This is a genomic window from Caproiciproducens sp. MSJ-32 (assembly GCF_018918055.1).
Lineage (GTDB): Bacteria > Bacillota > Clostridia > Clostridiales > Clostridiaceae > Clostridium.
The window spans coordinates 1-24,526 of record NZ_JAHLPS010000019.1; the positions used below are offsets into that span (position 1 = coordinate 1).

At 27.2% G+C, this 24,526-nt stretch carries 22 protein-coding genes; 19 read left to right on the forward strand and 3 right to left on the reverse strand.

The annotated features are described in order from the left end of the window. The first annotated feature begins 191 nt into the window (after positions 1-191). From KQI16_RS02235 to KQI16_RS02290, 12 genes are all read left to right on the forward strand, one after another. Positions 192-821, forward strand: a complete 630-nt coding sequence (locus KQI16_RS02235) for a sensor histidine kinase (RefSeq protein ID WP_286172845.1) — start codon at positions 192-194, stop codon at positions 819-821. A 64-nt stretch (positions 822-885) separates the two neighbouring features. After that, positions 886-1,440, forward strand: coding sequence for a TspO/MBR family protein (locus KQI16_RS02240; protein ID WP_286172846.1), 555 nt, complete (start codon positions 886-888; stop codon positions 1,438-1,440). A gap of 238 nt (positions 1,441-1,678) precedes the next feature. Further along, positions 1,679-3,856 (forward strand): type IA DNA topoisomerase, encoded by a 2,178-nt coding sequence (locus tag KQI16_RS02245; RefSeq protein WP_216431888.1) that lies wholly within the window; start codon positions 1,679-1,681, stop codon positions 3,854-3,856. A 167-nt stretch (positions 3,857-4,023) separates the two neighbouring features. Further along, positions 4,024-5,046: an ABC transporter substrate-binding protein gene (locus KQI16_RS02250; protein ID WP_216431890.1), complete on the forward strand. Its 1,023-nt coding sequence runs from the start codon at positions 4,024-4,026 to the stop codon at positions 5,044-5,046. Positions 5,047-5,122: 76 nt separating this feature from the next. Further along, positions 5,123-5,890 (forward strand): ABC transporter ATP-binding protein, encoded by a 768-nt coding sequence (locus KQI16_RS02255; protein ID WP_216431892.1) that lies wholly within the window; start codon positions 5,123-5,125, stop codon positions 5,888-5,890. Beyond that, positions 5,883-6,674 carry an ABC transporter permease gene (locus KQI16_RS02260; RefSeq protein ID WP_216431894.1) on the forward strand — a complete coding sequence of 264 codons (792 nt, stop codon included), beginning with the start codon at positions 5,883-5,885 and terminating at the stop codon, positions 6,672-6,674. The genes KQI16_RS02255 and KQI16_RS02260 overlap by 8 nt, the downstream gene beginning before the upstream one ends. Before the next feature lie 138 nt (positions 6,675-6,812). Further along, positions 6,813-8,642 carry a tetratricopeptide repeat protein gene (locus KQI16_RS02265; protein ID WP_216431896.1) on the forward strand — a complete coding sequence of 610 codons (1,830 nt, stop codon included), beginning with the start codon at positions 6,813-6,815 and terminating at the stop codon, positions 8,640-8,642. A gap of 108 nt (positions 8,643-8,750) precedes the next feature. Further along, a complete protein-coding gene (locus tag KQI16_RS02270; RefSeq protein WP_216431898.1) occupies positions 8,751-9,857 on the forward strand; it encodes a hypothetical protein in 1,107 nt (368 codons plus the stop codon). A gap of 212 nt (positions 9,858-10,069) precedes the next feature. After that, positions 10,070-11,170: a 6-phosphofructokinase gene (locus KQI16_RS02275; RefSeq protein ID WP_216431900.1), complete on the forward strand. Its 1,101-nt coding sequence runs from the start codon at positions 10,070-10,072 to the stop codon at positions 11,168-11,170. A 145-nt stretch (positions 11,171-11,315) separates the two neighbouring features. Continuing rightward, a complete protein-coding gene (locus tag KQI16_RS02280) occupies positions 11,316-12,095 on the forward strand; it encodes a serine hydrolase (protein WP_216431902.1) in 780 nt (259 codons plus the stop codon). A gap of 145 nt (positions 12,096-12,240) precedes the next feature. Beyond that, on the forward strand, positions 12,241-13,263 hold the full coding sequence (locus tag KQI16_RS02285; RefSeq protein ID WP_216431904.1) for an N-acetylmuramoyl-L-alanine amidase: 1,023 nt from the start codon (positions 12,241-12,243) through the stop codon (positions 13,261-13,263). A gap of 170 nt (positions 13,264-13,433) precedes the next feature. Beyond that, complete coding sequence (locus KQI16_RS02290) at positions 13,434-14,288, forward strand: hypothetical protein (RefSeq protein ID WP_216431906.1); 855 nt, start codon at positions 13,434-13,436, stop codon at positions 14,286-14,288. A gap of 52 nt (positions 14,289-14,340) precedes the next feature. On the opposite strand, the gene KQI16_RS02295 is transcribed toward KQI16_RS02290, so the two are convergent. Beyond that, on the reverse strand, positions 14,341-16,974 hold the full coding sequence (locus KQI16_RS02295; RefSeq protein ID WP_216431908.1) for a transglycosylase domain-containing protein: 2,634 nt from the start codon (positions 16,972-16,974) through the stop codon (positions 14,341-14,343). 106 nt (positions 16,975-17,080) lie between these two features. Between KQI16_RS02295 and yunB the strand changes: the two genes are divergently transcribed. Then, positions 17,081-17,734 carry a sporulation protein YunB gene (gene yunB, locus KQI16_RS02300; protein WP_216431910.1) on the forward strand — a complete coding sequence of 218 codons (654 nt, stop codon included), beginning with the start codon at positions 17,081-17,083 and terminating at the stop codon, positions 17,732-17,734. Between the two features lie 141 nt (positions 17,735-17,875). On the opposite strand, the gene hpt is transcribed toward yunB, so the two are convergent. Continuing rightward, positions 17,876-18,403 (reverse strand): hypoxanthine phosphoribosyltransferase, encoded by a 528-nt coding sequence (hpt, locus tag KQI16_RS02305; RefSeq protein ID WP_216431912.1) that lies wholly within the window; start codon positions 18,401-18,403, stop codon positions 17,876-17,878. A gap of 115 nt (positions 18,404-18,518) precedes the next feature. On the opposite strand from hpt, the gene hflX reads away from it, so the two are divergent. The 6 genes from hflX to KQI16_RS02335 all read left to right on the forward strand — a co-directional run bounded on the left by hflX (position 18,519) and on the right by KQI16_RS02335 (position 23,795). Then, positions 18,519-20,330: a GTPase HflX gene (hflX, locus tag KQI16_RS02310; protein ID WP_216431914.1), complete on the forward strand. Its 1,812-nt coding sequence runs from the start codon at positions 18,519-18,521 to the stop codon at positions 20,328-20,330. A 21-nt stretch (positions 20,331-20,351) separates the two neighbouring features. Then, positions 20,352-20,633: a hypothetical protein gene (locus KQI16_RS02315; RefSeq protein WP_216431916.1), complete on the forward strand. Its 282-nt coding sequence runs from the start codon at positions 20,352-20,354 to the stop codon at positions 20,631-20,633. Between the two features lie 55 nt (positions 20,634-20,688). Then, positions 20,689-21,585 carry a nucleotidyltransferase domain-containing protein gene (locus KQI16_RS02320; RefSeq protein WP_216431918.1) on the forward strand — a complete coding sequence of 299 codons (897 nt, stop codon included), beginning with the start codon at positions 20,689-20,691 and terminating at the stop codon, positions 21,583-21,585. Between the two features lie 21 nt (positions 21,586-21,606). Continuing rightward, positions 21,607-22,254 (forward strand): YigZ family protein, encoded by a 648-nt coding sequence (locus KQI16_RS02325; protein ID WP_216431920.1) that lies wholly within the window; start codon positions 21,607-21,609, stop codon positions 22,252-22,254. A 90-nt stretch (positions 22,255-22,344) separates the two neighbouring features. Continuing rightward, complete coding sequence (locus KQI16_RS02330; RefSeq protein WP_216431923.1) at positions 22,345-23,082, forward strand: YebC/PmpR family DNA-binding transcriptional regulator; 738 nt, start codon at positions 22,345-22,347, stop codon at positions 23,080-23,082. Positions 23,083-23,321: 239 nt separating this feature from the next. Next, positions 23,322-23,795, forward strand: a complete 474-nt coding sequence (locus tag KQI16_RS02335; protein WP_216431925.1) for a flavodoxin family protein — start codon at positions 23,322-23,324, stop codon at positions 23,793-23,795. Positions 23,796-23,907: 112 nt separating this feature from the next. Here KQI16_RS02335 and KQI16_RS02340 read toward each other — a convergent pair whose 3' ends face one another. After that, the gene (locus KQI16_RS02340) at positions 23,908-24,516 is read right to left on the reverse strand and encodes a hypothetical protein (protein WP_216431927.1); all 609 of its coding nucleotides are present in this window, start codon (positions 24,514-24,516) and stop codon (positions 23,908-23,910) included. Positions 24,517-24,526: the final 10 nt, after the last annotated feature.

Consider the following 24,526-nt stretch of genomic DNA (forward strand, 5'->3'; position numbering starts at 1 on the left):
CTGAATAAATAACATTTATTGGAGTTCTTAATTCATGAGAAATATTCGAATAAAACTCATCTTTCATATTTTCATATTGAATTTTTATATCTATCTTTATAATTTCATCTCTTCAATTAAAAGATCTATATATTGATAAAGTTGATTATGATAAAATTGTTTCATATAACAAAATAATAAAACAAAATTGCTTGAGACTTGTTAGAACAATAGATAATTTTATTGATAGTAATAAATTATCGGAAAATAAGCTTCATTTTAATAATAAAGTATATAACATTGTTGAAATAGTAGAAAATGTAATTTTACTAAGTGATCATTATATGAAATTAAGAAATGTAAAGATTACTTTTGATCCTAAAGAAGAAGAAATATTTTTATTATGTGATAAAAGCCATATAGAAAGAATTATGCTTAATATTCTATCTAATTCTTTAAAATATGGAAAATATGATGGGAATATTTATGTAACAGTGATGATTGAAAATGATAAGAATATAAAAATCGAAGTAATGAATGATGCAGAAGCTATTCCTGCTGATAAATTAAAAGATATATTTGAAAAATTTACAAAGGTAAATAATACTTTTAGCAGACCCTCTGAAGGCAGTGGATTAGGATTATTTTTAACAAGGGGGTTGGTTGAACTTCATAAAGGAAAAATTTATATAGAAACTGGAGAAAAGGAAGGAAATACTTTTAGAATTATTTTGCCTTATGACTCAAAAATAAAAGATAATGCTTCATTATTAAATAAGAATTTTGAAATAAATGATTTAAAAGAAAAAGTAGATATAGAATTTTCAGATATTTATTTTTAAAACATAAAAATTATTATAGATGCATACAATATTTAAGAAGTATATTGCATTTAGGAGTAATTTTATGTGGAAAAAAAATAAAAAGTCTGATAAAAAAAATAAGAAAAATGATAAAAAATTATTAGGGATTTTAAAAGTAGATAATAAAATATATTTTATTAATTTAATAGTAAATCTATTAATACCTTTATTAGGCTGTATAGCAACAATATACATTAATAAGAATTCTATTATAATTTATGAAAGTTTAAAGAAACCATTTTTTATTCCGTCAATATTAATGGTTTTAATAATTTGGACATGCTTATACATAACACTAGGAATTGCAGCTTATAGATTTTATACAAAGAACGAAATAAAAAAATTAAATAGTGATGGTTACTTCTTTTATTTAATTCAATTGATTTTTAATTTTGTCTGGACATTTATATTTATAAGTTTTAGACTTTACGGTCTTTCATTTATTTTCTTAATTGTAATAACAATTTTAGCTATAATCACAGCTTTTAAATTTTTTAGAATTGATAAAATATCAGCTTTTTTAATATTACCTTATATACTGTGGCTAATATATTCTGCTGTAATAAATTATTTTATTTGGTACTTTAATGAGATGTAAAGAAGTGATATTTTAATAAATATTATTATGTTACTAAATTGAATTTAACTTTTAAATAATTAATTTGTTTTTAATGACTTTATAAGAAAGTTATAGGTTGCAGTTTATATATTTTCTTTTTATATACAAATTCTAAATTTATATAAGTTTTTTTAAGTAAGTTATAAAAGTATTGAAAGATTTCAAAGCTATTTTATTCATAGAATATATTTAATATTAAAAGAAGTAGGAGATGAAAATGAAAAAGCTTATAATTGCTGAAAAACCCTCTGTAGCAAAAAATATAGCAGATGCTTATAACATTAAAAAAAGAAAAGATGGATACTTTGAAGGGGAGGAATATGTAGTAACTTGGGCTTTCGGGCATTTGCTTCAGCTTTTTGATGCTAAAGATTATGATGAAAGCATGATCAGTTGGAAAATGGAAAAGTTCCCATTTATACCTGGTGAATTTAAGTATAAAATAAAGAGTAATGGATATGACAGAAATTCAATTGATAAGGGAGCTGAAAAGCAGATAAATGTTATTAAAAGCTTAATAAATAGGGACGATGTAGACGGAATAATATCAGCAACAGATTATGATAGGGAAGGACAGATAATCGCTGATGAGTTATTTATATATTTGAATGTTAAAAAGCCAATATATAGATTATTGCTTAATGAATGGACTGAAGAAGAAGTAAAGAAGGGAATGGAGAAATTAAAGCTAAATATAGAAATGAAGCCTTTACAAGATGCTGGGATGAGTAGGCAGTTAGCTGATTGGATTATAGGAATTAATTTAACTTCTGTAACTACCTTAAGATATGCTGCTGCCACAAAGGAAAGAAAAACATTAAATATTGGAAGAGTTTTACTGCCAACTTTAAAAATTATATATGATAGAGATAAAGAAATTGAAAATTTTAAAGCAAGTTCTTATTATAAATTAACAGCAAAATTTAAATCTGCAGCTAATATTGAATTTGATAGTATTTACTATGAAAAAAATAGTGAAAAATTTGAAGATAAAAGTTACCTTGATAAAATAAGTAAGCTATTAGTAAACAAAAGTGGTATAGTTGTTGATAAGGAAGTAGAAAAAAAGAAAGAGTATCCTCAACCATTATTTAATTTATCTAACTTACAGGGATATATTACAAGTAAGTATAAGGGATGGACGTCTGATAAAGTTCTCAAAATCGCTCAAAGTCTTTATGAAAAGAAGTTTATTACTTATCCAAGAACAGCTAGTGTTGTTCTTGAAGAAAGTTTAGAAACAAGGGCTAAAAAAGTATTGAATACTTTAAAAAAAGGGCTTCCTTACGAAAAAGAAATTAAATTTACAAAAAATAAAAGAGTTTTTGACAATTCAAAAGTTGAAAGTCACAGTGCAATAATTCCAACATATATAATTCCAAATAAACTTACAGCAGATGAAGAAAAGGTATATACAGCAATTAAGAATAGATTTATAATGCAGTTTATGCCTTTGGCAGAGTTTGAAGAAACTAAAATTATTATTAAGGTTAATGATGAAAATATAATAGGAGAGTTTATTGCAAAAGGCAAAGTAGAGATGGTAAAAGGTTTTAGAGTTGTTGAAAAAACTGAAACAAAGGACACTATCCTTCCTGCTTTAGAAAAGGGAGATCTTTTGTATCTTATAGAAAATAAAGTTAATAAGGTAACTAAAAAACCACCTAAGCATCATACAGAAAAAACTCTTTTAAGATTAATGGAAACATGTGGAAAGAGTTATAAGGATGAAATGGAAGAAGAAAGAAATTCTGATGAAATGATGAAGGCTATATTAAGTGGCTTTAGTATAGGTACACCTGCCACAAGGGCTGAAATTATAAAAAAGTTAAAAGATGTTGGATATATAGAAGCAAAAGGAAAAAGTTTAATAGTTACAGAATTAGGAAGAACTATTGTAGAAATTTTTCCTGTTAAAGAGCTTCTAGATTTAGAATATACTGGTAAGTTAGAAAAAACTTTATCAGATATAGAAAAAGGAAGGTTTAGAAAAGAAGATTTTTTAAATTTTATTATTGATTTCACTAAAGAAGCGGTAAATAAGATAAAAACTGATACATTGATATTAAATAAGTTTAAGATAGAATTAGAAGAGGGGCTAGAAGAGCTAGGGAAGTGTCCAATATGTGGCAACCCTGTTATAGAAAGTACAAAGGCCTATGGATGTATTAATTGGAAAAATGGATGTAAATATGCCATATGGAAAGATGATAAATTTATAAGTTCTTTAGGTAAAAAAGTTACTAAGGAAATGGTTAAATTGTTATTAAAGAATGGGAAAGTTGGTTTTAGAAATATAAAAAGTAAAAAGGGAACAACTTATTCTGCTTATTTAAGATATATTAAAGATCAAAAAACAGGATATTTTAAGTGGGAAATGGAATTTATTAATTAGGGGCTGCACATGCAGCCCTTTTATTATTATTTTATAATAAATGAACTTTTATTCAACAATTTGATATTTTTTTATATAAAATTCTAAATTATAACAATAATCGAAATAAATTCATATTATAAATAATAAAGTATTTAATTAAAAGTTATTTTACCAAGGAGGTTAGAATGAAAGATAAAATAATTAAAAGATTTGCAGCATTTGTATTAACTATATTTTCTATAGGAATTTTTTCAGCTTGTGTAGATAAAAAGATAAATAATGGAAATGAAGCGGTAAAAATTAGATTAAATGAAGTTGTTAGATCAGTTTTTTATGCTCCGATGTATATTGCTATTAATGAAGGTTTCTTTTTAGAAGAAGGTATTGAAATAGAGCTAACTACCGGCCAAGGAGCAGATAAAACAATGCAGCAACTATTAAGTGGAAATGCTGATATAGGTTTTTCAGGACCAGAGCAGGTAATATATATTTACAATCAAGGAAGAGAAGATTATCCGGTAGTATTTGCTAAATTAACTCAAACTGATGGATCCTTTATTGTTGGAAGAAAAGAAAATCCAGATTTTAAATGGGAAGATTTAAAAGGAGCTGAGATAATCGGTGCAAGACCAGGGGGAATGCCTCAAATGGTTTTTGAATATGTTCTAAGAAATCATGGATTGGATCCTAGAACAGATGTATCTTTAGTTACCAATATAGATTTCACAGCTACTTCAGGAGCTTTTAAAGCAGGAACAGGAGAATATGTTAATTTATTTGAACCAACAGCATCAATGCTTGAAAAAGAAGGAAGTGGAAAAATTTTAGCATCAATTGGAAAAGCTGCAGGAGATATTCCTTATACTGCTTTTTATACTACAAAGTCATATATGGAAGAAAATCCTGAAATAGTACAAAGATTTACTAATGCAATTTATAAAGGTCAATTATGGTATGAAAGGCATTCAGCTGAAGAAATTGCAGATGCAATAATTTCATTTTTCCCAGGAACTGATAGAGATATTATCATATCTGTTGTTAATAATTATAAGGAAATAGAGGCAATAGCTAAAACGCCAATAATTGAAGAAGAAGATTTAAACAGACTTATGGATATTATTCAAGAATATGATTCTAACTTAATAAAAGAAAGACCACCATATGAGAAAATAATAAATAATGAATTTGCAGAAAAAGCTATGGAGTAAGTGAAATAATTTTTTCTAGCTTCAGTATTAGTTACTGAAGCTAGAAAAATATTTAATAGGAAAGGAGGTATTTCTATTGGCTTTAATTACAGTTTCAAAGGTAGGTTTAATATATAATTCTTTAGAAAATGAAACTTTAGCAATAAAAGATGTTAGTTTTTCAGTAGATAAGGGAGAGTTTATTAGTATTATAGGACCATCTGGTTGTGGTAAATCAACCTTATTAAATATTATCAGCGGCTTATTAGAACCTACCTATGGAGAAGTTGTATATAATGATAAAAATGTAAAAAATAGATTGGATAAAATAGGTTATATGTTTCAAAAAGATAATTTGTTTGAATGGATTTCTGTTTGGAAAAATGTAACCTTAGGTTTAAAAATAAAAAAGAAATTAAATAAAGAAAATATAGATAGAGTTGAAAAGTTATTAATAAATTACGATTTGGAAAAATTTAAAAATCATAAACCTTCTGAGTTATCTGGAGGAATGAGGCAGAGAGTAGCCTTAATTAGAACCCTAGCCTTGAATCCTGAAATATTATTATTAGATGAACCTTTTTCTGCTTTAGATTATCAAACTAGACTTTGGGTATGTGATGATGTAAAAGGAATAATAAAAAATGAATGTAAGACAGCTATAATGGTAACTCATGATATATCTGAAGCAGTATCAATATCTGATAGAATAATTATGTTAAGCAAAAGGCCTGCTGAAATAAAATTAGATGTTAAAATAAACTTTAAAAATAAAGAAGCTACTCCTTTTGAAAGAAGAAGTGAGCCAGAATTTAAGGAATACTTTAATTTATTATGGAAGGAGTTAGATAAAGTAAATGAGTAAGGAACATGAAGAATATATAAAAAAAATAAAAAAAGAAAAATTAAAAGTCACAATTTTTAGAATTGCGATTTTGATTTTATTTATTATTCTTTGGGAACTATTGACAGATTTTAAGATAATAGATCCATTCCTAACATCAAGTCCAAGCAGAATGATTAAATCTCTTTTAGAATTTATAGAAAATGGAACATTATTTAAGCATATTTTTGTAACATGTTATGAAACAATAATAGGCTTTACTTTAGGAACGGTACTTGGGACTCTTATTGCAGTTATATTATGGTATTCCCCTTTTACTGCGAAAGTATTAGATCCCTATTTAGTTGTTTTAAATGCATTGCCAAAGGTCGCTTTAGCTCCAATAATAATATTTTGGGTTGGAAATGGCATGGGAGCAATAATTACAATCACCCTTTTAATTTCAGTAGTTACAACCATAATTACAGTTTTAACAGGTTTTAATGGTGTGGACAAAGGTAAATTAAAGTTAATGGAAACATTTGGAGCAAATAAATTTCAAACTTTAAGATATTTAGTTTTTCCTGATAACCTTCAAGTGCTAGTATCTGCTTTAAAAATAAATGTTGGTTTGTCTTGGGTTGGGGTAATAATGGGAGAATTTTTAGTAGCAAGAGAAGGTTTAGGATTTTTAATTATATATGGTGGACAAATATCTCAACTTGATATGGTTATGATGAGTATAATTATATTATCGCTAATTGCTTATTTAATGTATTTAGCTGTATCAAAGGCAGAAGCGATTTTTAAGAAAAGTATGAATTAGGGAGCTTAAATTTTGGCTCCTTTAATTATTTAATTAATATATAACATAATTTTAAATATATAAAATAATTGTAAATGGCGTAACAATCTGTTACAATAAAATTTAGAGTAAAAAAAGTAATGGAGGTACTATGAAAATATGCAGGAGTTTTTCTCTAAAATAAAAATAGATTATAAAAAAATGAAAACGTTTCATAGTGAGCTGAAAAAATTAATGGGACCTTTTTATAGATTTTTAAGAAAAATAAAAGATCTATATGATAGAGCCAATAAGAAAAATCCTTATACTGAGCCTATTGTAATAATCAGTAGTACTTGTTTTATTACATTGATGTTTATATTAATAATTAAGGCAAATATGAAAGTGGAAAATATAAATATTTTTGACAATACGGCAGAAAAATTATATTACCAATATGATTATGATAAAGCAATAAAAGAATATAATGAAATGCAGTTAAATGATCCTTGGCCAATATGGTCAGTTAATATGGCTAATATATATTCGCTGAAGTCTGAAGTAGAAAAATCTGAATCTATTTTAAAAGAGAGCATTATAGTAAGAGATAGAATAATTAATGAAGAGGGAATTGAAAATTATTCAGATAAAGATAAAGAATTAATAAATAAGATTTTATTTATTTTCAATATGAACAATAAGTATGAAGAAACAATTACTTTTGGGGAAGAATATATTTCTGAAAGTGGTGCAGATAATAATATATTAAAGAATTTATTTATTGCCTATATCTCTAAAAATCATGAATTTAAAGCTGAAGAAATTATAGGAAAATATGATTTAACTGAAAATTCAGCTTATAAATTATCTGAGGCAGCTAATATGTACAGTTTAATAAATAATTGGGACAAGGCGCTTGAATTATTAGATAAAGCCTGGGAAATAGATAAAAATGAATTAAAAATATATGATACTATTGAGGAAATGTATTTATTTAATAAAAATAAATTAATAGAAAATCTAGAAAAATTATTAAAAGAAAATCAAGGTAAAAATTCCTATAAAATGATGCTTGCAAAAGTCTACGCTAATGATATAGAAAATTTAGAAAAAGCTGAAACTTTAATAGAGGAATTAGAAAAGGATAAAATAGAAGGAACTATAATTAATTTAATTAAATTTGATTATTATAGTAAAAATAATAATCAAAAGAAAGCAATGGATTGCTTAGAAGATGCCTATAAAGAAGTAAAAAATGAAAAAGAAGATACTTTCTATGAATATTTCATAGGCGCTTTATTATCATATAATAGTAAGGAATATGACAAAGCTTCATTATTGGTTAAAAAGAGTATTTTAAATAATCCTAATTACAATAATTCCTATTTACTGTTAGCAGATATCTCTTATTCAGATGGAGAGATAAAATTTATTGAACCATATTTAAGAACTGCAATGGAAAAAGCTCCTTATAGTTATAAAACAATTTTAAGGCTGGCAGAATATTATAAAAACATAGAAGTGAATAATGATAAAGCGAAAAAAATGTATGAAACTGCTATAAATTTAAGAAAAGATGATAGCAGCTTATATGATAAATTAGCTCATTTATATATTTCAGAAGAACAATGGGGAGAGGCAATAAGTAATATAGAAAAAGCTATCAAACTTGATAAAAATAATAGTAGCTATTATAGAGTTTTAGGGGCATTATATCTTAAGTATGAAATTTATGAAGAAGGTATAAAATATATTCGTAAAGCCTATGAAATGAATGAGAAAGACATATTGGCCCTAAATAATGCTGCTTGGTATTATATCAATGTAGAAAAAAATATAAGCAGAGCTTATGAAAATATAAAGGCAGCTTATGATGAAATGCCAATAAATTTAAATGAAAATACTAAAAAATTATTAACAGAAAATTATACAAGAATAGAACAACTTTATAAGGATAATCCAGAAACATTAAGTAGTGATACATTTGTTGACATAAACTTATTTTATTAAAAGTGCTTTATTAAGCACTTTTTTTATGGAAAAATAAGCAATAAATTGCTATTATTATAATAAGAAAATAAATTTATGAAAATTGTTAGAAGTATGGAGGGTATATTGGTGAATAAAATAAATAAGATATTAAAACTAGCAATAGTATTAGTTATATTAGCAATTGGTGTTATATTAATAAATAAAACAAGAACTATTGGAAAAATAACTGTTGAGAATTGGGATAACATTTATAATGAAAATAATATAAGATTTTATTATTCTGAAGAAGATAATGAAAAGATTAAAGCCTTAAGTAATTTATATTCTATTAGCGAAGATACTAAAAAAATTGATGATAAGTTAGAGAGAGCTATAGAAGTTTCGAGATTACTTAAAACTATAATTGCTTATGATGTTGCTGAAGATTCAAAGGGGATAAATGGTTTTGATATATTAAGGGAAAAAACAGGATATACAACTGCTTCTGCTAGAGATGTGGCAATTATTTATAGAGATTTTTTACAAAGTGCAGGTTTAAAAGCAAGGGTAGGCGAATTTAGAAGAACAAATGCTGCAAAAATGAAGCAGAAATCTTATTTTGTTGTTGAATTCTGGAGTGAAAAATATAGTAAATGGATAATGATAGATTTTATTCATGATGGCTATTTTGATAATCAAGGTTTTCCTTGTAGTGCAATAGAACTATTAGAAGGAAATATTGATGCTTTAAATTATAATGGAACTACTGATGTTAAAAAGTTTAGTTGGAGAGGAAAAAATATTAATATAAAGGATGCACTTTATACTTATACAATTGCAATAGATAATACTACTGATATGAAGCAAAGCAATACTTATATAACTTATGTAAAAGATAAAAAGGATATAGTTATGCAATTTAAAGGAAAGGATATAAGACCTACAATTTATACACAAAATAAAGATTTAATTAATAAAAATCCATTAGACAAGACGGTAGATAAGGATGAAAAAGCATACTTGGTATTAATGAAAAAAGAAAGTGCTAATGAGAAGATAGAAGATAATGAATATATCTTAGGAAGTTTTCAAAATAGTAAAATGATAAAAAATTATTATATTAAATTTAATAATGATGAATTTAAAAAAATTAGAGAATATAGCAATATAACTTTGGAGAAAGGATTAAATACAATTGAACTTTCTTTAGATGGAGAAAATACTATTAGTAAAATAGAATTAAATTATAAATAAAAATATCTGTTGTAAGAGAAAAGATGGTGGTATATTTATAGGGAGAGTTAATAATTATTATTTAAAATTCTAGTAGAAATAATCTTTAAATAAAAAATATTTTATGGTATTATTAACTTAAGTGAATTTACTAATTTTTTTAAAATAATTGACAGAAAATTTGGAATGTATAGTATATTCTGAAATCATAAAAGTGAGTAGGGGGAATTTAAATGGGAGAAAAAATTAAAAAAATAGCATTACTAACAGGCGGAGGAGATTGTCCGGGATTAAACGCAGTTATTAGAGCCGTAACAAGAGCAGCTATTCTAAATCATGGCTGGGAAGTAATAGGATACAAATTTGGTTACAGAGGGTTATACAATAATGATTTTGTCCCTTTAACTCTTGACAGCGTTGCAGGAATACTTCATAGAGGAGGAACTATATTATATAGCTCTAATAAGGACAACCTTTTTGATTATTTAGTAGAAGAAAACGGAAAAATGGTTAAAAAAGATGTTTCAGATGTTGCAGTTGAAAATCTAAAAAAAGAAGGAGTAGATGTATTAGTCGTAATAGGAGGAGATGGTACTTTAACCTCAGCAAGAGACTTTGCAAGAAAGGGTGTAAAGGTTATAGGTGTGCCAAAGACTATTGATAACGACCTAGCATCAACAGATGTAACCTTTGGATTTAATACTGCTATAGATGTGGCAACTGAAGCATTAGATAGACTTCATACCACAGCAGAATCTCATCATAGAATAATGATTTGTGAAGTTATGGGTAGAGGGGCAGGATGGATTGCTTTAGAATCAGGAATAGCAGGTTCAGCAGATGTAATATTACTTCCTGAAATACCTTATGATATAAATAAGATTGTTGAAAAGGTTAGGGAAAGAGAAAAGGCTGGAAGAAAATTTAGTATTATAGTTGTAGCTGAAGGGGCAAGACCTAAAGATGGAGAAGTTGTAGTTGCAAAAATAGTTAAGGAGAGTCCTGATCCAATTAGACTTGGGGGAATTGGTAATAAATTAGCAGATGATTTAGAAAATTTAATGCCAGATAAGGAAATTAGATGTACTGTTTTAGGTCATATTCAAAGAGGTGGAAATACTTCAACCTATGATAGAATACTTTCAACAAGATATGGGGTTGCAGCAGTTGAATTAATAAACGAAGAAAAATTCGGACATATGGTATGTTTAAAAGGTGGAGAAATGTCAAGTGATACATTAGAAAATGTAATAGGACAAAAATCTAAGCTTGTTGATCCAAATGGAGATTTAGTTAAGGTTGCTAGAAAGATAGGAATTTCATTTGCGGATTAGAGTATAATGTAGTGATAGAGATTTCTCTATCACTATTTTTATGATAATAAAATAACAAGAAAAATTATTGAATGCTTCAAAATTTTCTGAAAATATGATATAATTTTTTTAGACTATATTATGGTAAAAAAAGCTGGAGGGTATTATGAAAGAGATAAAGAAATATTTAGAATCAAGAATTGGGACGTATGGATTTTTCTTTGAGGATTTAAGAAGCGGGTTTGTTTATGGATATAATGAAAACGTTAAGATGGTTGCCGCTGGATGTATTAAACTGCCAATTGCAGTTTCCTTAATAAAAGCTGTAGAAGATAAGAAAGTTGACTTTTTAGATAAAGTTAAGATAGAAAGAAAAGATAAGGTTTATGGAACTGGTATTATTCATGAATTTAATGAGAGGGAATATACTATTTTTGAATTATTAGTTGCAATGTTAATTCAAAGTGATAATACTGCTGCAAATAAGATAATAGACATTATTGGTATGGATGAAATAAATAAAAATATAAAGGAAATGGGTTTAGAAAATACAGTTTTAAAGAGAAAAACTGGTGATATGAATAATGAAGATAATAATTCTGAGAATATTACATCTGCCTTAGATCTTGCTAAAATATGGAGACATTTATATAATAGTACTTATTTATCTAAAGAAAATAGTCAGATGTTAATAGATATTTTAAATAGACAGCAAATAAAAAATAAGCTGGCTCTTTATATTCCTGATGATTTAAAATATGAAATTTCAAGTAAGACTGGAGATAAAAAAGGCGTTGAAAATGATACAGAGCTAGTAATTTTATCAAAAGGAACCTTCTCCTTTACAGTTTTATCAATGGGAATTCCTAATAGCGTTTATGGTACAGTAACTTTAGCTAAATGTGGGAAGATGATGTGGGACGAATTAATGAATAATTGGAATTAGTTTATAGTAATAACTCCTAGAGTGCTAGGAGTTATTTTTTATGAATTTTTTAAAAGAGGTGTTAGTATTTATTTTTAAGCAATAACTTTTATCATAGTTGATGAATATTATGTATACATAATAGTATACAAAGGAGGAATATATAATGAAAATTGGTATAGATATGGGACATTGTTTATCTGGATATGACACTTCTGCAAGGGGAGTTTTTGTTGAAAGTGATTATAATAGAATAGTTGGTAAAAAGGTTATTCAGAAATTAAAGGAAAAAGGACATACTGTTATTAATTGTACAATTGATGGTGGAGTAAGCAGTATGTATGATTCTCTAGCTAGGAGAGTAAAAATAGCAAATGATAATAATGTAGATATATTTTGTTCCATTCATTTTAATGCAGGAGGAGGAGAAGGAACAGAAACCTATTTAGCAAATCCTAGTGCTTTTATAGATCAGGAAAGTTATAAAAAAAATTATGCTATAGCCAAAAGAGTTAATGATAAAGTTGCAGCTAGTTGTGGGTTTGTTAATAGAGGAGTAAAACATGAAAATTTTTATGTAATATATCATACCAAAGCTTTGGCAATATTAGTGGAGATTTGTTTTTGTGATTCTAAGAGTGATTTTGCTAAATTAGATACCGAAAAAGTTGCTATTGCTATTTGTGAAGGTTTAACTGGAGAAGATTATAGTGTGAAGCCACCTAAAGTAGAAGAATCCGATAACTTGTATAGAGTTAGAAAAAGTTGGGGAGATGTTAAATCACAAGTAGGTGCTTATAGAATATTAGAAAATGCAATTAAAGAATGTGATAGTAGAAGTGGTTATTCAGTATTTGATAAAAATGGTGTAAAAATTTATCCAATTACCAAAGCTGATAATCCTAAAAATGAAAATAATAATTCTAAAGAGAAGATATTAAAACAATATCCTGAAAAGGGATTATTTACTTGTACTGTAGATGCAATATATTTTAGAAATAAACCTTATGTTGCTAGTGATAATCCTATACAAGGACAATATTTTAAAGGTGAACAGGTATATTATGATTATGTAGTAATAACTGATAAATATGTTTGGATAAGCTGGGTAAGTGCAATTAATGGTGTTCGTAGATATATGCCAATTACAGATAGAATAAAAAATGAAAAGTGGGGATATGCAGTATAAAGTATTATTATTTTTGGGGCTTAAAAAGCCCCTTTACATATTGATTCTTTATATAAAAATACAAATTGTAATTTGAAACTTTATAATATTGTAAAAATGTTGTAATATATATGTATATATTATTTTCATTTTATAGTGTATAATAATTTATTTAAGCTGAGGAGGATATAATGAAATATAAAAGGGGAACGATAATTTCTATTATTGTTATTCTATTATTGTTGATAGTTATAGGAATTTTAATCGGAAATATATTAAATAAAGAAAGTAAAGAAGTAACTATTGCAGAAGATTTTATAGAAGAATTATTAGATAAAGAAATAATTAATAATTATAAAAGTTCAAGAGAAACTTTTGAAGATATATCTTTAAATAAATTAGCAAGCAAAAACTCTCAAATTAAATATTCAGTAATTGTAGGAAACTTTGGAGTAGATATTGATGAAAATTATGAAGTGTTAGGATTTTCAAATAAAAATTTAGGAGTACTTAGGAGTAAAGTGTTAATTTCAGAGGATGAAGCAAAAAATCTTGCTATTAATTATATTAGCGAAATAACAAAGAATGATTTTCTTTTTAAAGAAATAAGAAATACAGAGGAAAAGGCTCCCTGCTATACAGTAGTTTTTTTCAAGTGTAAGGATGGGTATCCAATATTTAATCAGGAAATAATTGCAATGATTGATAAAGTATCAGGAAAACTTGAAGGATATTCAAATTATTTGACAGTTGATAAGAAAATTATAAATGAAATTGATATAAAGAAAGAAGAAGCGGTAAATATAGCTAAAAATTATTTTAGAAAATTAGACATAGATGTTCAAAAAGTAAATGATGTATTCTTATCTTATATTGAAAACGACAATAACGAATTAGTTTTATCTTATGTATTTAATATGTCTGCTAATAAAAGTGATATAAATAAAAATACTAGCAATGATAATGAAGCGTTTTTAGAAAAATCTTATTCAGTGTTTGTGAGAGCGGATACTGGTGAGATAATTAATTTAAACTTAGAACCATAGAATTTATAGAAAAAAGGCTGTTATATTATTAATATAGCAGCCTTTAATTATATTAACTGTTTTCTGAATTATTGTTATTAGGATCTTCACCTGAGTTTGGAGGCAAATCCTCTGTCTCATCTTCTAATTCAATAATTATAGTATCTCCTTTTTTAGCAGTAGGGCTAGATAAAGCCTTTATTATTCTTGATTTAGCATCAGGATTTGATATTTTTACCTCAACTCCCTTTTCATTAAGCTTTGTAATTGCATCATCTACATTGCTGCCTATTGAGATTCCTAAATCTGATAGTTTGAATTCACCTTTTATTTGATCTATTATATCATCAATTACTGATTTTGTATCATCTTTTTCAGTTGGAACAACATATTTATCATCATCAGCTAATCTTGATGAAAATTCCTTTTTAATAAATACTCTTTTTTCGATTAAATTTTTTGGTGTTTTATTTGTTGCAAGCTTATTATTATTTTTATTAACTTCTACTTCAACATGGGCATCGCAGTTTTCACTAGGTTCTGTTCCTGATATAAATAATTCGGTACGAACTCTTGAGCCTCTTGGATCACGGGCACAAAGATCAGTTGCCCTTTTACCAGAATCTAGACAAACTGAAAGGCTTGTTACTCCTCCTGGATTTCCTGCAAATTCTTTATATTCTAGACCTTCGTGGATAGGAGCCATTATTTTACCCCAAAGATTAGCTGCTGAAGAACTATAGCTGCTGCCACCGACTACTTCGTGATTATCATAGCCTATCCAAACAGATGCAGAATAATAAGGCGTAAGGCCTGCAAATAAGAAATCAGTACTAAAATTAGTAGTACCTGTTTTACCTATAACTGGCATATTAGCTAATTTTGCAGATCCAGCATCAAAGGTCAATGGTCCCTTTAGAAGGTCTCTCATAATGTAAGCAGTTTGAGGAGTAAATACTTGAGTTATTTTAGGTTCTTTATTTAAAATTACTTTTCCGGTAGCATCTTCAACTTTGGTATATAATATAGGTTCAGTATATAAGCCATTGTTACCAAAAGTACCAAAGGCAGAAGCTAAAATAAAAGTATTACCACCATCAGGATCTGCAGGATCTGATGTAAACTCACCTAAAGCAGCAACTGATAAAGTTCTGGATGGTTCCGAATAAACAAGGCCAAGTTTTTCGCCATAGGATATACCAGTTTCAACACCTAATTTGTCTTCAACAATAATAGTAGTTATGTTTTTTGATAAGGCAATTGATTCTCTTGCTGTTATTATACCGTCAGACTTGAAATTCCAGTTATTTGGATTCCAGCCTGGATATTTGCTTTGTATTGATGAAGGTAGCCCTGCATCATCTAATGGGGTCGCAGCAGTAATAGTTTTAGTATCAATAGCTGGCCCGTAAACAGTTAATGGTTTTGTAACAGAACCAATAGATCTAAGAATATCATAGGCTCTATTTGTAGATCTGGCAGGCTGATCGCCTCTTCCTCCTACTAATGCTTTTACTTGTCCAGTTCTATAATCTACAATGGTTGCTGAGGCTTGAAGTTTTGGAATTCCATTATCATCATAGACCTCAGGATTAGCATAAGGATCTATATAATTGAAGTTGTCTCTATTATCTAGGATTTCTTGAGTGCTATCTTGCATTTTTCTGTTCATAGTGGTATAAATTCTAAGTCCGCCGTTTGAGAAAAGATTATCAACTTGATCTTCAGTATATTTATATTTTTCCATTAAATCCTTTTTCACTTGGTTTAAAGCAGGGTATACAAACCATTCGTAGTTTATTTTATAGTTTACTGGTTTTTGAGAAAAGGCAAAGGAATTTTTATCTACAAAATCATAAGCTTCATTATATTCCTCAGCAGTTATATAGCCTAAATCTCTCATCTTCATTAGAACAGTTTTTGTTCTATCTAAATAAATAGTTGGGTCTTTAATGTTTTCTGGATCGAATGGACTATAAGCGCTAGGAGCTTGAGTTAATCCTGCTAAAAAAGCAGCTTCAGGTAAAGTTAAATCTATGGCACTCTTATCGAAATAATATTCTGCTGCAGCTTCAACTCCATAAATTTTTCCTCCTAGAGGAATTGTGTTGAGATAAGCTTTTAAAATATCTTCTTTTGAAAGTTTATTTTCAAGGCTTAATGCTAGATAAATTTCACGTACTTTTCTTTCAATTTTAACTTCGTTAGTTAATAAGGTATTTTTTATTAATTGTTGTGTCATTGTTGACCCGCCTTGAATATATCCTTCACCTGTTACTACAGTAAGGGCAGATCTTATGGCAGATACTATGGTTCTTTTAAAATCTACGCCATTATGTTGATAAAAACGTTCATCCTCAATTGAAACATAAGCATCTTTTAAATGTTGAGGCATTTCATCAATGTTTATGATTTCTCTAATTTGTTCAGTAGGTATTTTATCTATAAAATTTCCTTCATCGTCATATAATGCTGATGGTTCGCTTAGGCTTAATACAGCATTAACATCTAATTCAGGTGTGCTTTTAATGATAGCAAATATATATCCTGAAAGAACTACTACGCATAATAGTGCAAAGATTAGTATCCCTAAAAAAGTATTTTTTAATATTTTTTTATATTTAGATTTAGACGATTTATTCTTTTTATTGTTTTTTATATCTTTAGCTTGGCTTTTTTCTTTATTAGAAGTTTCTTTATTAGCCATTTTTTCCTCCCTTATTAATTTAATTTATTTATTGGTGAAAAATAAATAATATAGCATATTATAGCATAATTATATAAAGAATAAAATAATAACTCTGAAGGTGTTTATGAAGTATTATAGAAAATCTCCCAGAATTCCATTTAAAATTAAAAACTTTAAGTTCATAATAATTATTATTTCCTTATGCTTAATAATTAATTCCATAATTTACTTTTATCATAATAATATTTCTCCGGCTGTAATTAAAATAGCTGAAGATAAGTTAAAAAATGAAGCAACTAATATAGTATATGAAAAGGCATTAGAATTATATTCAAAAGAATTTGATTATTCTGATATTATGTCAATTGAAAAAGATAAAGAAGGAAATATTACTTTATTAAGGGCAGATACTGTTAAATTAAATTATTTATCTTCAAAATTAATGTTAAACATAAATAATGAAATATTAGAACTTGAAGATTTAGGAATAGAAGTGCCTTTAGGATATATGACAAAAAATTTGGCCCTTCATAAATTAGGACCAAAAGTAAAGATAGATTTAGAACAAATAGGTAATATAACTAGTAAATATGAATCTATCTTTGAAAGTGCAGGTATCAATCAAACAAGACATAAAATATATTTAAGTGTAAGTATGAAAATGAGAGTTGTTATACCTTTAAACAGTAAGGATGTTGAAATAAGTTGTCAAATTCCTATATCAGAAACAATAGTTGTTGGAAAAACTCCAAATACAGCTATAGAATTTAGTAAATAATAAATTTTATTTATAATTCAAATTATAAAATCATAATTATAAAAAACAAAAAACTGCAGATATAAAAAATTGTCTGCAGTTTTTGATTTTCAGCTCACTGAAAATCTATCTAAATTTTGAATAATACACTTTGAATTTTATTTAATTGGACTCCCAATTAAATACATATGGTACATTTCTATAATAATTTTCGTAATCTAATCCGTATCCTACAACAAATAAATCTTTAATTTCAAAACAGCAGTAGTCAGGTTTTAAATCAACTTTTCTTCTAGAAGGTTTATCTAATAGTACACAAGTCTTTACTGATTTAGCTCCTTTTTTCTTTACATAATCTATTACAAATTGCATTGTGTATCCTGTATCAATTATATCATCCACTATTAGAACATCAAGTCCTTCGATATTATCAGGAATATCGTTAACAACTTTAACAACACCGCTGCTAACTTCTGAATTACCATAGCTGGAAGTTGTCATAAAACCAACTTGAGCTTTGCAATCAATTGCTTTAAATAAATCAGCACCAAATACAAAGCTTCCTCTTAAAAGTGGTAGTACATAAAGGTTTTTATCCTTATAATCTTCTGTGATTATTTTACCAAGCTCTGCTACTCTTTCCTTGATTTGTTCCTCAGTAAAAAGGATATTTCTTTTTCTATCATCCATTTGTTTTTCCTCCTAAAATCTATGTTTCATAAGGCTTCTAGCATATTTACAACAATGTAATTATAGTATAAAATTATATGACAGTTGTCAATAGTATACAAGTGAGGTGTTATATATGATATATGGCAATATTGAAGGAATTAAAAAAGTTTATTTAGATGAACTTGAAGGTATATATAAATGTAAAGTTTTAAAAGATGAAATTTGCAGTAGGGAAATAATTGATATTATATCAAGAATATCATCATTAATAGAAAGAGAAATAAGTGTAGCTGTTGATAGAAAAGGCAAGGTTTTTTCTGTAGCAATAGGTGATTCTACTTCAGTTGAAATTTCTATGATAGACATTAAAGAAAAAAGATTATCTGGAATTAGAGTTATTCATACCCATCCAAATGGATATTCAAATTTATCTGCTTTAGATTTATCAACTTTAATAAAACTTAAATTAGATGCTATTGTAGCAATAGGGGTGCAAAATGGAAAGGTTATCGATTGTTCTTATGGGGTTATAACTATAACTAATAATAGATTAGACTATGAAGAAAGCCTGAATATTTCTGTAGATGAATTATTATCAGTAAATTTATTTAATAAAATTGATTATATAGAAGAAGCAATAAAAACTAAGGAAATTATTGAAGACGAAACAGAAAAGGCAATTTTAGTTGGATCAGATACTATTGAAAGTCTAAATGAGTTAAAGGAATTAACAAAGGCATGTGATATACCAGTTTTAGATATGGTTTATCAATCTAGAAATAAAATAGATCCAGCTTATTTTATAGGCAAAGGAAAGGTTTCAGAAATAGCCTCACTTAGGCAAAATATACATGCTAACTTAATTATTTTTGATGACGAATTATCTGGTTCTCAGGTTAGAAATCTCGAAGAAGCAATTGGTGCTAAAGTAATTGATAGAACTACTCTAATTCTTGAAATATTTGCTAGAAGAGCAAGAAGTAAAGAAGCGAAAATTCAAGTTGAATTAGCACAACTTAAATATAGATTAAGCAGATTACAAGGTCTTGGTACAATTCTATCAAGAACTGGTGGAGGAATTGGTACTAAGGGTCCTGGTGAGAAAAAGTTAGAAACGGATAAAAGGCATATTAAAGAAAATATCTATGATTTAAATGAAGAATTAAAGAAAATTAGAAAAACAAGAGAAGTTCAAAGAGAAAAGAGAAATAAGGAAAGTATTCCTAGAGTTTCCTTAGTTGGTTATACCAATGCAGGAAAATCAACCTTAAGAAATAAACTTTGTGATATAGCAGCTAAAAAAGATGTTCAAGGAAAAGAAAAAGTATTTGAGGCTAACATGCTGTTTGCAACCTTAGATACTACAACAAGGTCAATAGTTTTAAAGAATAAGGGAATTGTAACAATAACAGATACAGTAGGTTTTGTAAGCAAGCTGCCGCATGATTTAGTAGAAGCTTTTAAGTCAACTTTGGAAGAAGTAATTTATTCAGATTTATTATGTCATGTGGTAGATGCTTCTGCAGATAATTCTATACAACAAATAAATGCTGTATTAGAAGTTTTAGAGGAACTTGGAGCAAAAGATAAAGAAACTATTTTAGTTTTAAATAAGATAGATATTTCAGATAGAGGCAAAATTGATGCAATAAAGGAGAAATTTAGTGAATATAAGACTATAGAAATAAGTGCAAAAGAGGGAATAGGATTAGAAGAACTACTAGATTTAATTGAAGAAAATCTTCCTTATAAAATGAAAAAATGTGAGTACTTAATACCTTATGATAAGACTAATGTATCATCTTTTCTTTATAGAAATGCAAGAATAATAGAAGAAGAATATAGAGAAAATGGAACTTTTATATTAGCAGAAACAGATGAAGAAGTTTATAATAAAACGAAGGAATTTATAATAAAGGAATTAATTAGTAATATACTTTATTAATAATGTTTCGGAGATGATGTATTGGGTAGAGGAAGAAAGAAAAGGATCAATTATACTAATACAAATGCTGAAAATGAAGCCTTCGTTGAAGAATTTATCAGTGAAGAGAAGCTTGATGAAGTTTCAGAGGAAACAATATTAGATGATAAGATAAAAAATGGAATTTCTAAAGTAGATGAAATAGTAAGTTCATTAAATAATATCCAAAATGAATTTAGTTCATTTTACCGCAGCATCATTGAAGAAGATATAAGGAGATGCACAAATGATTGTATCTTTGAGGAGAACTGTAATGAAGATTAGACTTTATTACAGTTTTTCTATATAATTTATTTATAATGTAATATGGAGGGAAGTAATGGAGAATATAATTATCCAATATCAAAATGCTTATAATAAAATAATTAAAACTATTAAAGAAAATAAAAATACATTGGCTATTTTTGTTTATGGGAGTATGGTTAATGGAGATATTTGGGATGGTTCAGATATAGACTTATTAGTAGTATATAAAAAAGATTTTGATAAAATAAGGGATATATATTCTGAGGTGGATAAAGTTCCCGTACATATTAAAATATTAAGCAAAGCTTCACTAATTAAAGATTATTTCAAAGATATAAACAAAAGAGTTATTGAAAATACCCTTATGTCATCTAAGTTAGTTTATTCAAAGGATTCTGAAATAACAGATCTTTATCAGAAAAAATTATATTTAGCTGATGATAATAAGGAAAAATGGTATTTGGTGTATTTAGGAAATTTTTTAAAAGAAATAGGAATATGTAAGAAATATTTAAGTAATGGAGGGATTTACACAGCCTATGAAGTTTCATTTAGGGCTTTAAATAACTTTTCAAATATTTATTTAAGTTTAAATAATTATAGAGTAAGTAAAGATGCTATAAATATGGTATGCAAATTAAATGATGAATTTGATGAAAAGGTTAGAGGTCTTCTTTATTCCGAAAATAAGGAGAACTATATAATAGAATTAATTGAAACAATGGAAAAATATATAGTAGGAAATTTAGATATTTTCGGAAAAGAAATAATTGATTTTTTGGATAAACATAAAGAAAAGTTTAGTTCTTATCAAATAAAGCATCATAGGAATTTTATAAACTTTAATATAAGGATGGAGGATGTTTTAAAGAAATTAGCCCTATACAATTTAATAGAAAAAACACAAAAAGAATTTAGGGATTCAGAAGGAAATCTAGTTGCACAAGAAAATATTTATTATAGAAAATAAGCTATAAAGAGGAGAATTTTGATGAGTTATATAACTATAAAAAATTTTGGTGAGGATAGATTTTTTGAAAAAAAATCTGAATTTATTGGCTATGCAAAAAGATGTGAAAGTGAAAAAGAAGCAAAAGAATTTATTCAAGAGATAAAAAATATGCATAAGCAGGCTACCCATAACTGTTATGCTTATATTTTAGGAGAAAATATGTCTATTCAAAGATACAGCGATGATGGAGAACCTCAAGGAACTGCAGGAATACCAATTTTGGAAGTAATAAAAAAAAGTAATATAACTGATTGTGCTGTGGTAGTAACAAGATATTTTGGAGGAATACTTTTAGGGGCTGGTGGACTAACAAGAGCCTATACAAAAGGTGCTTCCATTGCAATAAAAGCTGCTGGTATTGTTGAAAAAGTGAAAGGTGTAAGATTGCTTCTAAATATGGATTATGATATGTTAGGAAAGGTTCAGTATATATGCGGAAAGAATAATTGGTACATAGAAGATACTGAATATACTGATAAGGTAGTTGTTCATATTTTATCAGAAATCGATAAGGTTGATATAATAGAAAAGGAAATGGCTGAAGCTTCTAATGGAAAGATTATTTTTAGAAGAACAGAGGAAGATATATACTTTAAGGAAGAAAATAGACTTTTTAAAATTATTTAACCCATTTAATAATATTTGTCATAATAATTTTATTATGTTATAATTTTTATGTTTATATTAAGTTTAATTTGTATATCGGGAGGAATAAAAATGGCAGGACATTCAAAATGGCATAATATCCAAAATAGAAAAGGAAAAGTTGATGCTCAAAGAGGAAAGATTTTTACTAAGCTAGGAAGAGAATTAGCTATTGCAGTTAAAAATGGTGGTCCTGTGCCTGACAATAATCCAAGATTAAGAGATGTTATTGCAAAAGCAAAGGCGGCTAATATGCCTAATGATAATATACAAAGGGCAATTAAAAAAGCTTCAGGAGAACTTTCAGCAATAGATTATGAAAGAATTGTTTATGAAGGTTATGGTCCTTCAGGAGTAGCAGTTATAGTAGAAACTTTAACTGATAATAAAAATAGATCAGCTGGAAATGTAAGAAGTGCTTTCACCAAAGGTGGTGGAAATATGGGAACAACAGGCTGTGTAAGCTTTATGTTCCAAGAAAAGGGAGAAATAGTTATTGAAAGAGAAGATAAAGATGAAGATGAAATAATGATGCTTGCTTTAGATGCTGGAGCAGAAGATTTTGTAGCTGAAGAAGAAGTATTTATTATAACAACAGCTCCAGAAGATTTTGGAAAAGTTAGAGAAGCATTAGAGGCTGAAGGATTAGAATTTTTAGAAGCATCTGTTAAAATGATTCCAGATACTTATACACCTCTTAATGAAGAAGATGCTAAGAAGTTCCAAAAAATGTTAGATTTGCTTGAAGATGATGATGATGTTCAAAATGTTTACCACAATGCAGAATTTCCAGAAGGATGGGAAGAATAAAATTAATTATTTAAAGACTATTTTCTATCTAAAATGTACCCTATGGAATAGACAATTTAAAAAAAGTCTATTCCATAGGGTACATTTTAATCTGTAATGATAGGAGATAGTCTTTTTTTGTTACTAAAATTTAAATATTCACAGGATTTATTGATAATTATTATTAATAGATTATTGATGTTAATAGATAATTGTGGTAAAATTCAAATGAAATAAATATTATATAAGGAGATTAAGAAATGAAATACGCAGTAGTATATAGTAGTGTAACTGGAAATACAAAAAAATTAGCAGAAGCAATAAAAAATAAAGTAGGAGAATGCTATTTTGGAAAGCCATCAGATGAGGCTCTTGAAGCTGATATTATTTTTATAGGTTTTTGGACAATTGGTACATGTGGACAAGATATAAAAACTTTTATAAGTAAGCTTGTTAATAAGAAAGTCTTTACATTTGGAACTGCAGGATATAATAATACTAAAGAATATTTTGACGGAATTTTAAATTCTGTAAAAGCGTTAATTCCAGACTCTAATACCCTTATTGGTTCATATATGTGTCAAGGTAAAGTGTCTGAGGCTGTAAAAGATAAAATTAAAAATGGAATGCCAGAAAAATATGAAGCTATTAAGGATAAACTTCTTGAAGCAGAAAATCATCCAAATGAAGATGATATTGAATTATTAATGCTGGAGCTAGAAAAGCTGCTTTAATAAATATATATATATATAGTTGGCTAAAAATATTATTATTAGAAAAAATATTTTATATAAAAAAGCTTCTATTAATACAAGAGAAATAGAAGCTTTTTACATTGGATTTATTTTATTCTGTTTTTAATTCTTGGACACCAGTTACCTTTGAAGGTGTGTCTCCATCTTTGTCTTCAATTTTAAAAGTGTCCATTGCTTCTTGATTTAAGAAGTAGATATTCCCTTCAATTACTTGATTTACAAGTTTAAAATTCTTTCCTGAAATATATAAATCTCCCTTGAAGGTTCCATGTTCTATACTTCCATTTATGCTATTAAAGGTTAGTTTTGGTGCTGTTAAAGTAAATTTATTTGTTATATTACGATTTTCGTCTTGGGTATATAATGCTATTTTACGTTGGAAAAGTTCTTCACTGGTAGATTCGTCTTTTTTACCATTTTTGAAATCTCCGTCTACCACTAACTCCTTGTCAAAAGTTAAGTCGTTTAGGGTTACTATTATCCAAGTACCATCTTTACTGATTGCTTTTTCAAAAGCTTCATTATTATCAACGATAGAAGCTGTTGTAGTAGCATCAGTATTTTCATTATCTGTCTTGTTTTGATTTTGTTCTGTACTTCCTTTATCGCTTGTATCATTTCCATTATTTTGTCCGCATGATACAAAAATTAGAGCTGTTAATGTAAAAGCCAAAGAAGCCAATATTTTTTTTGTTTTCATATGTATTCCT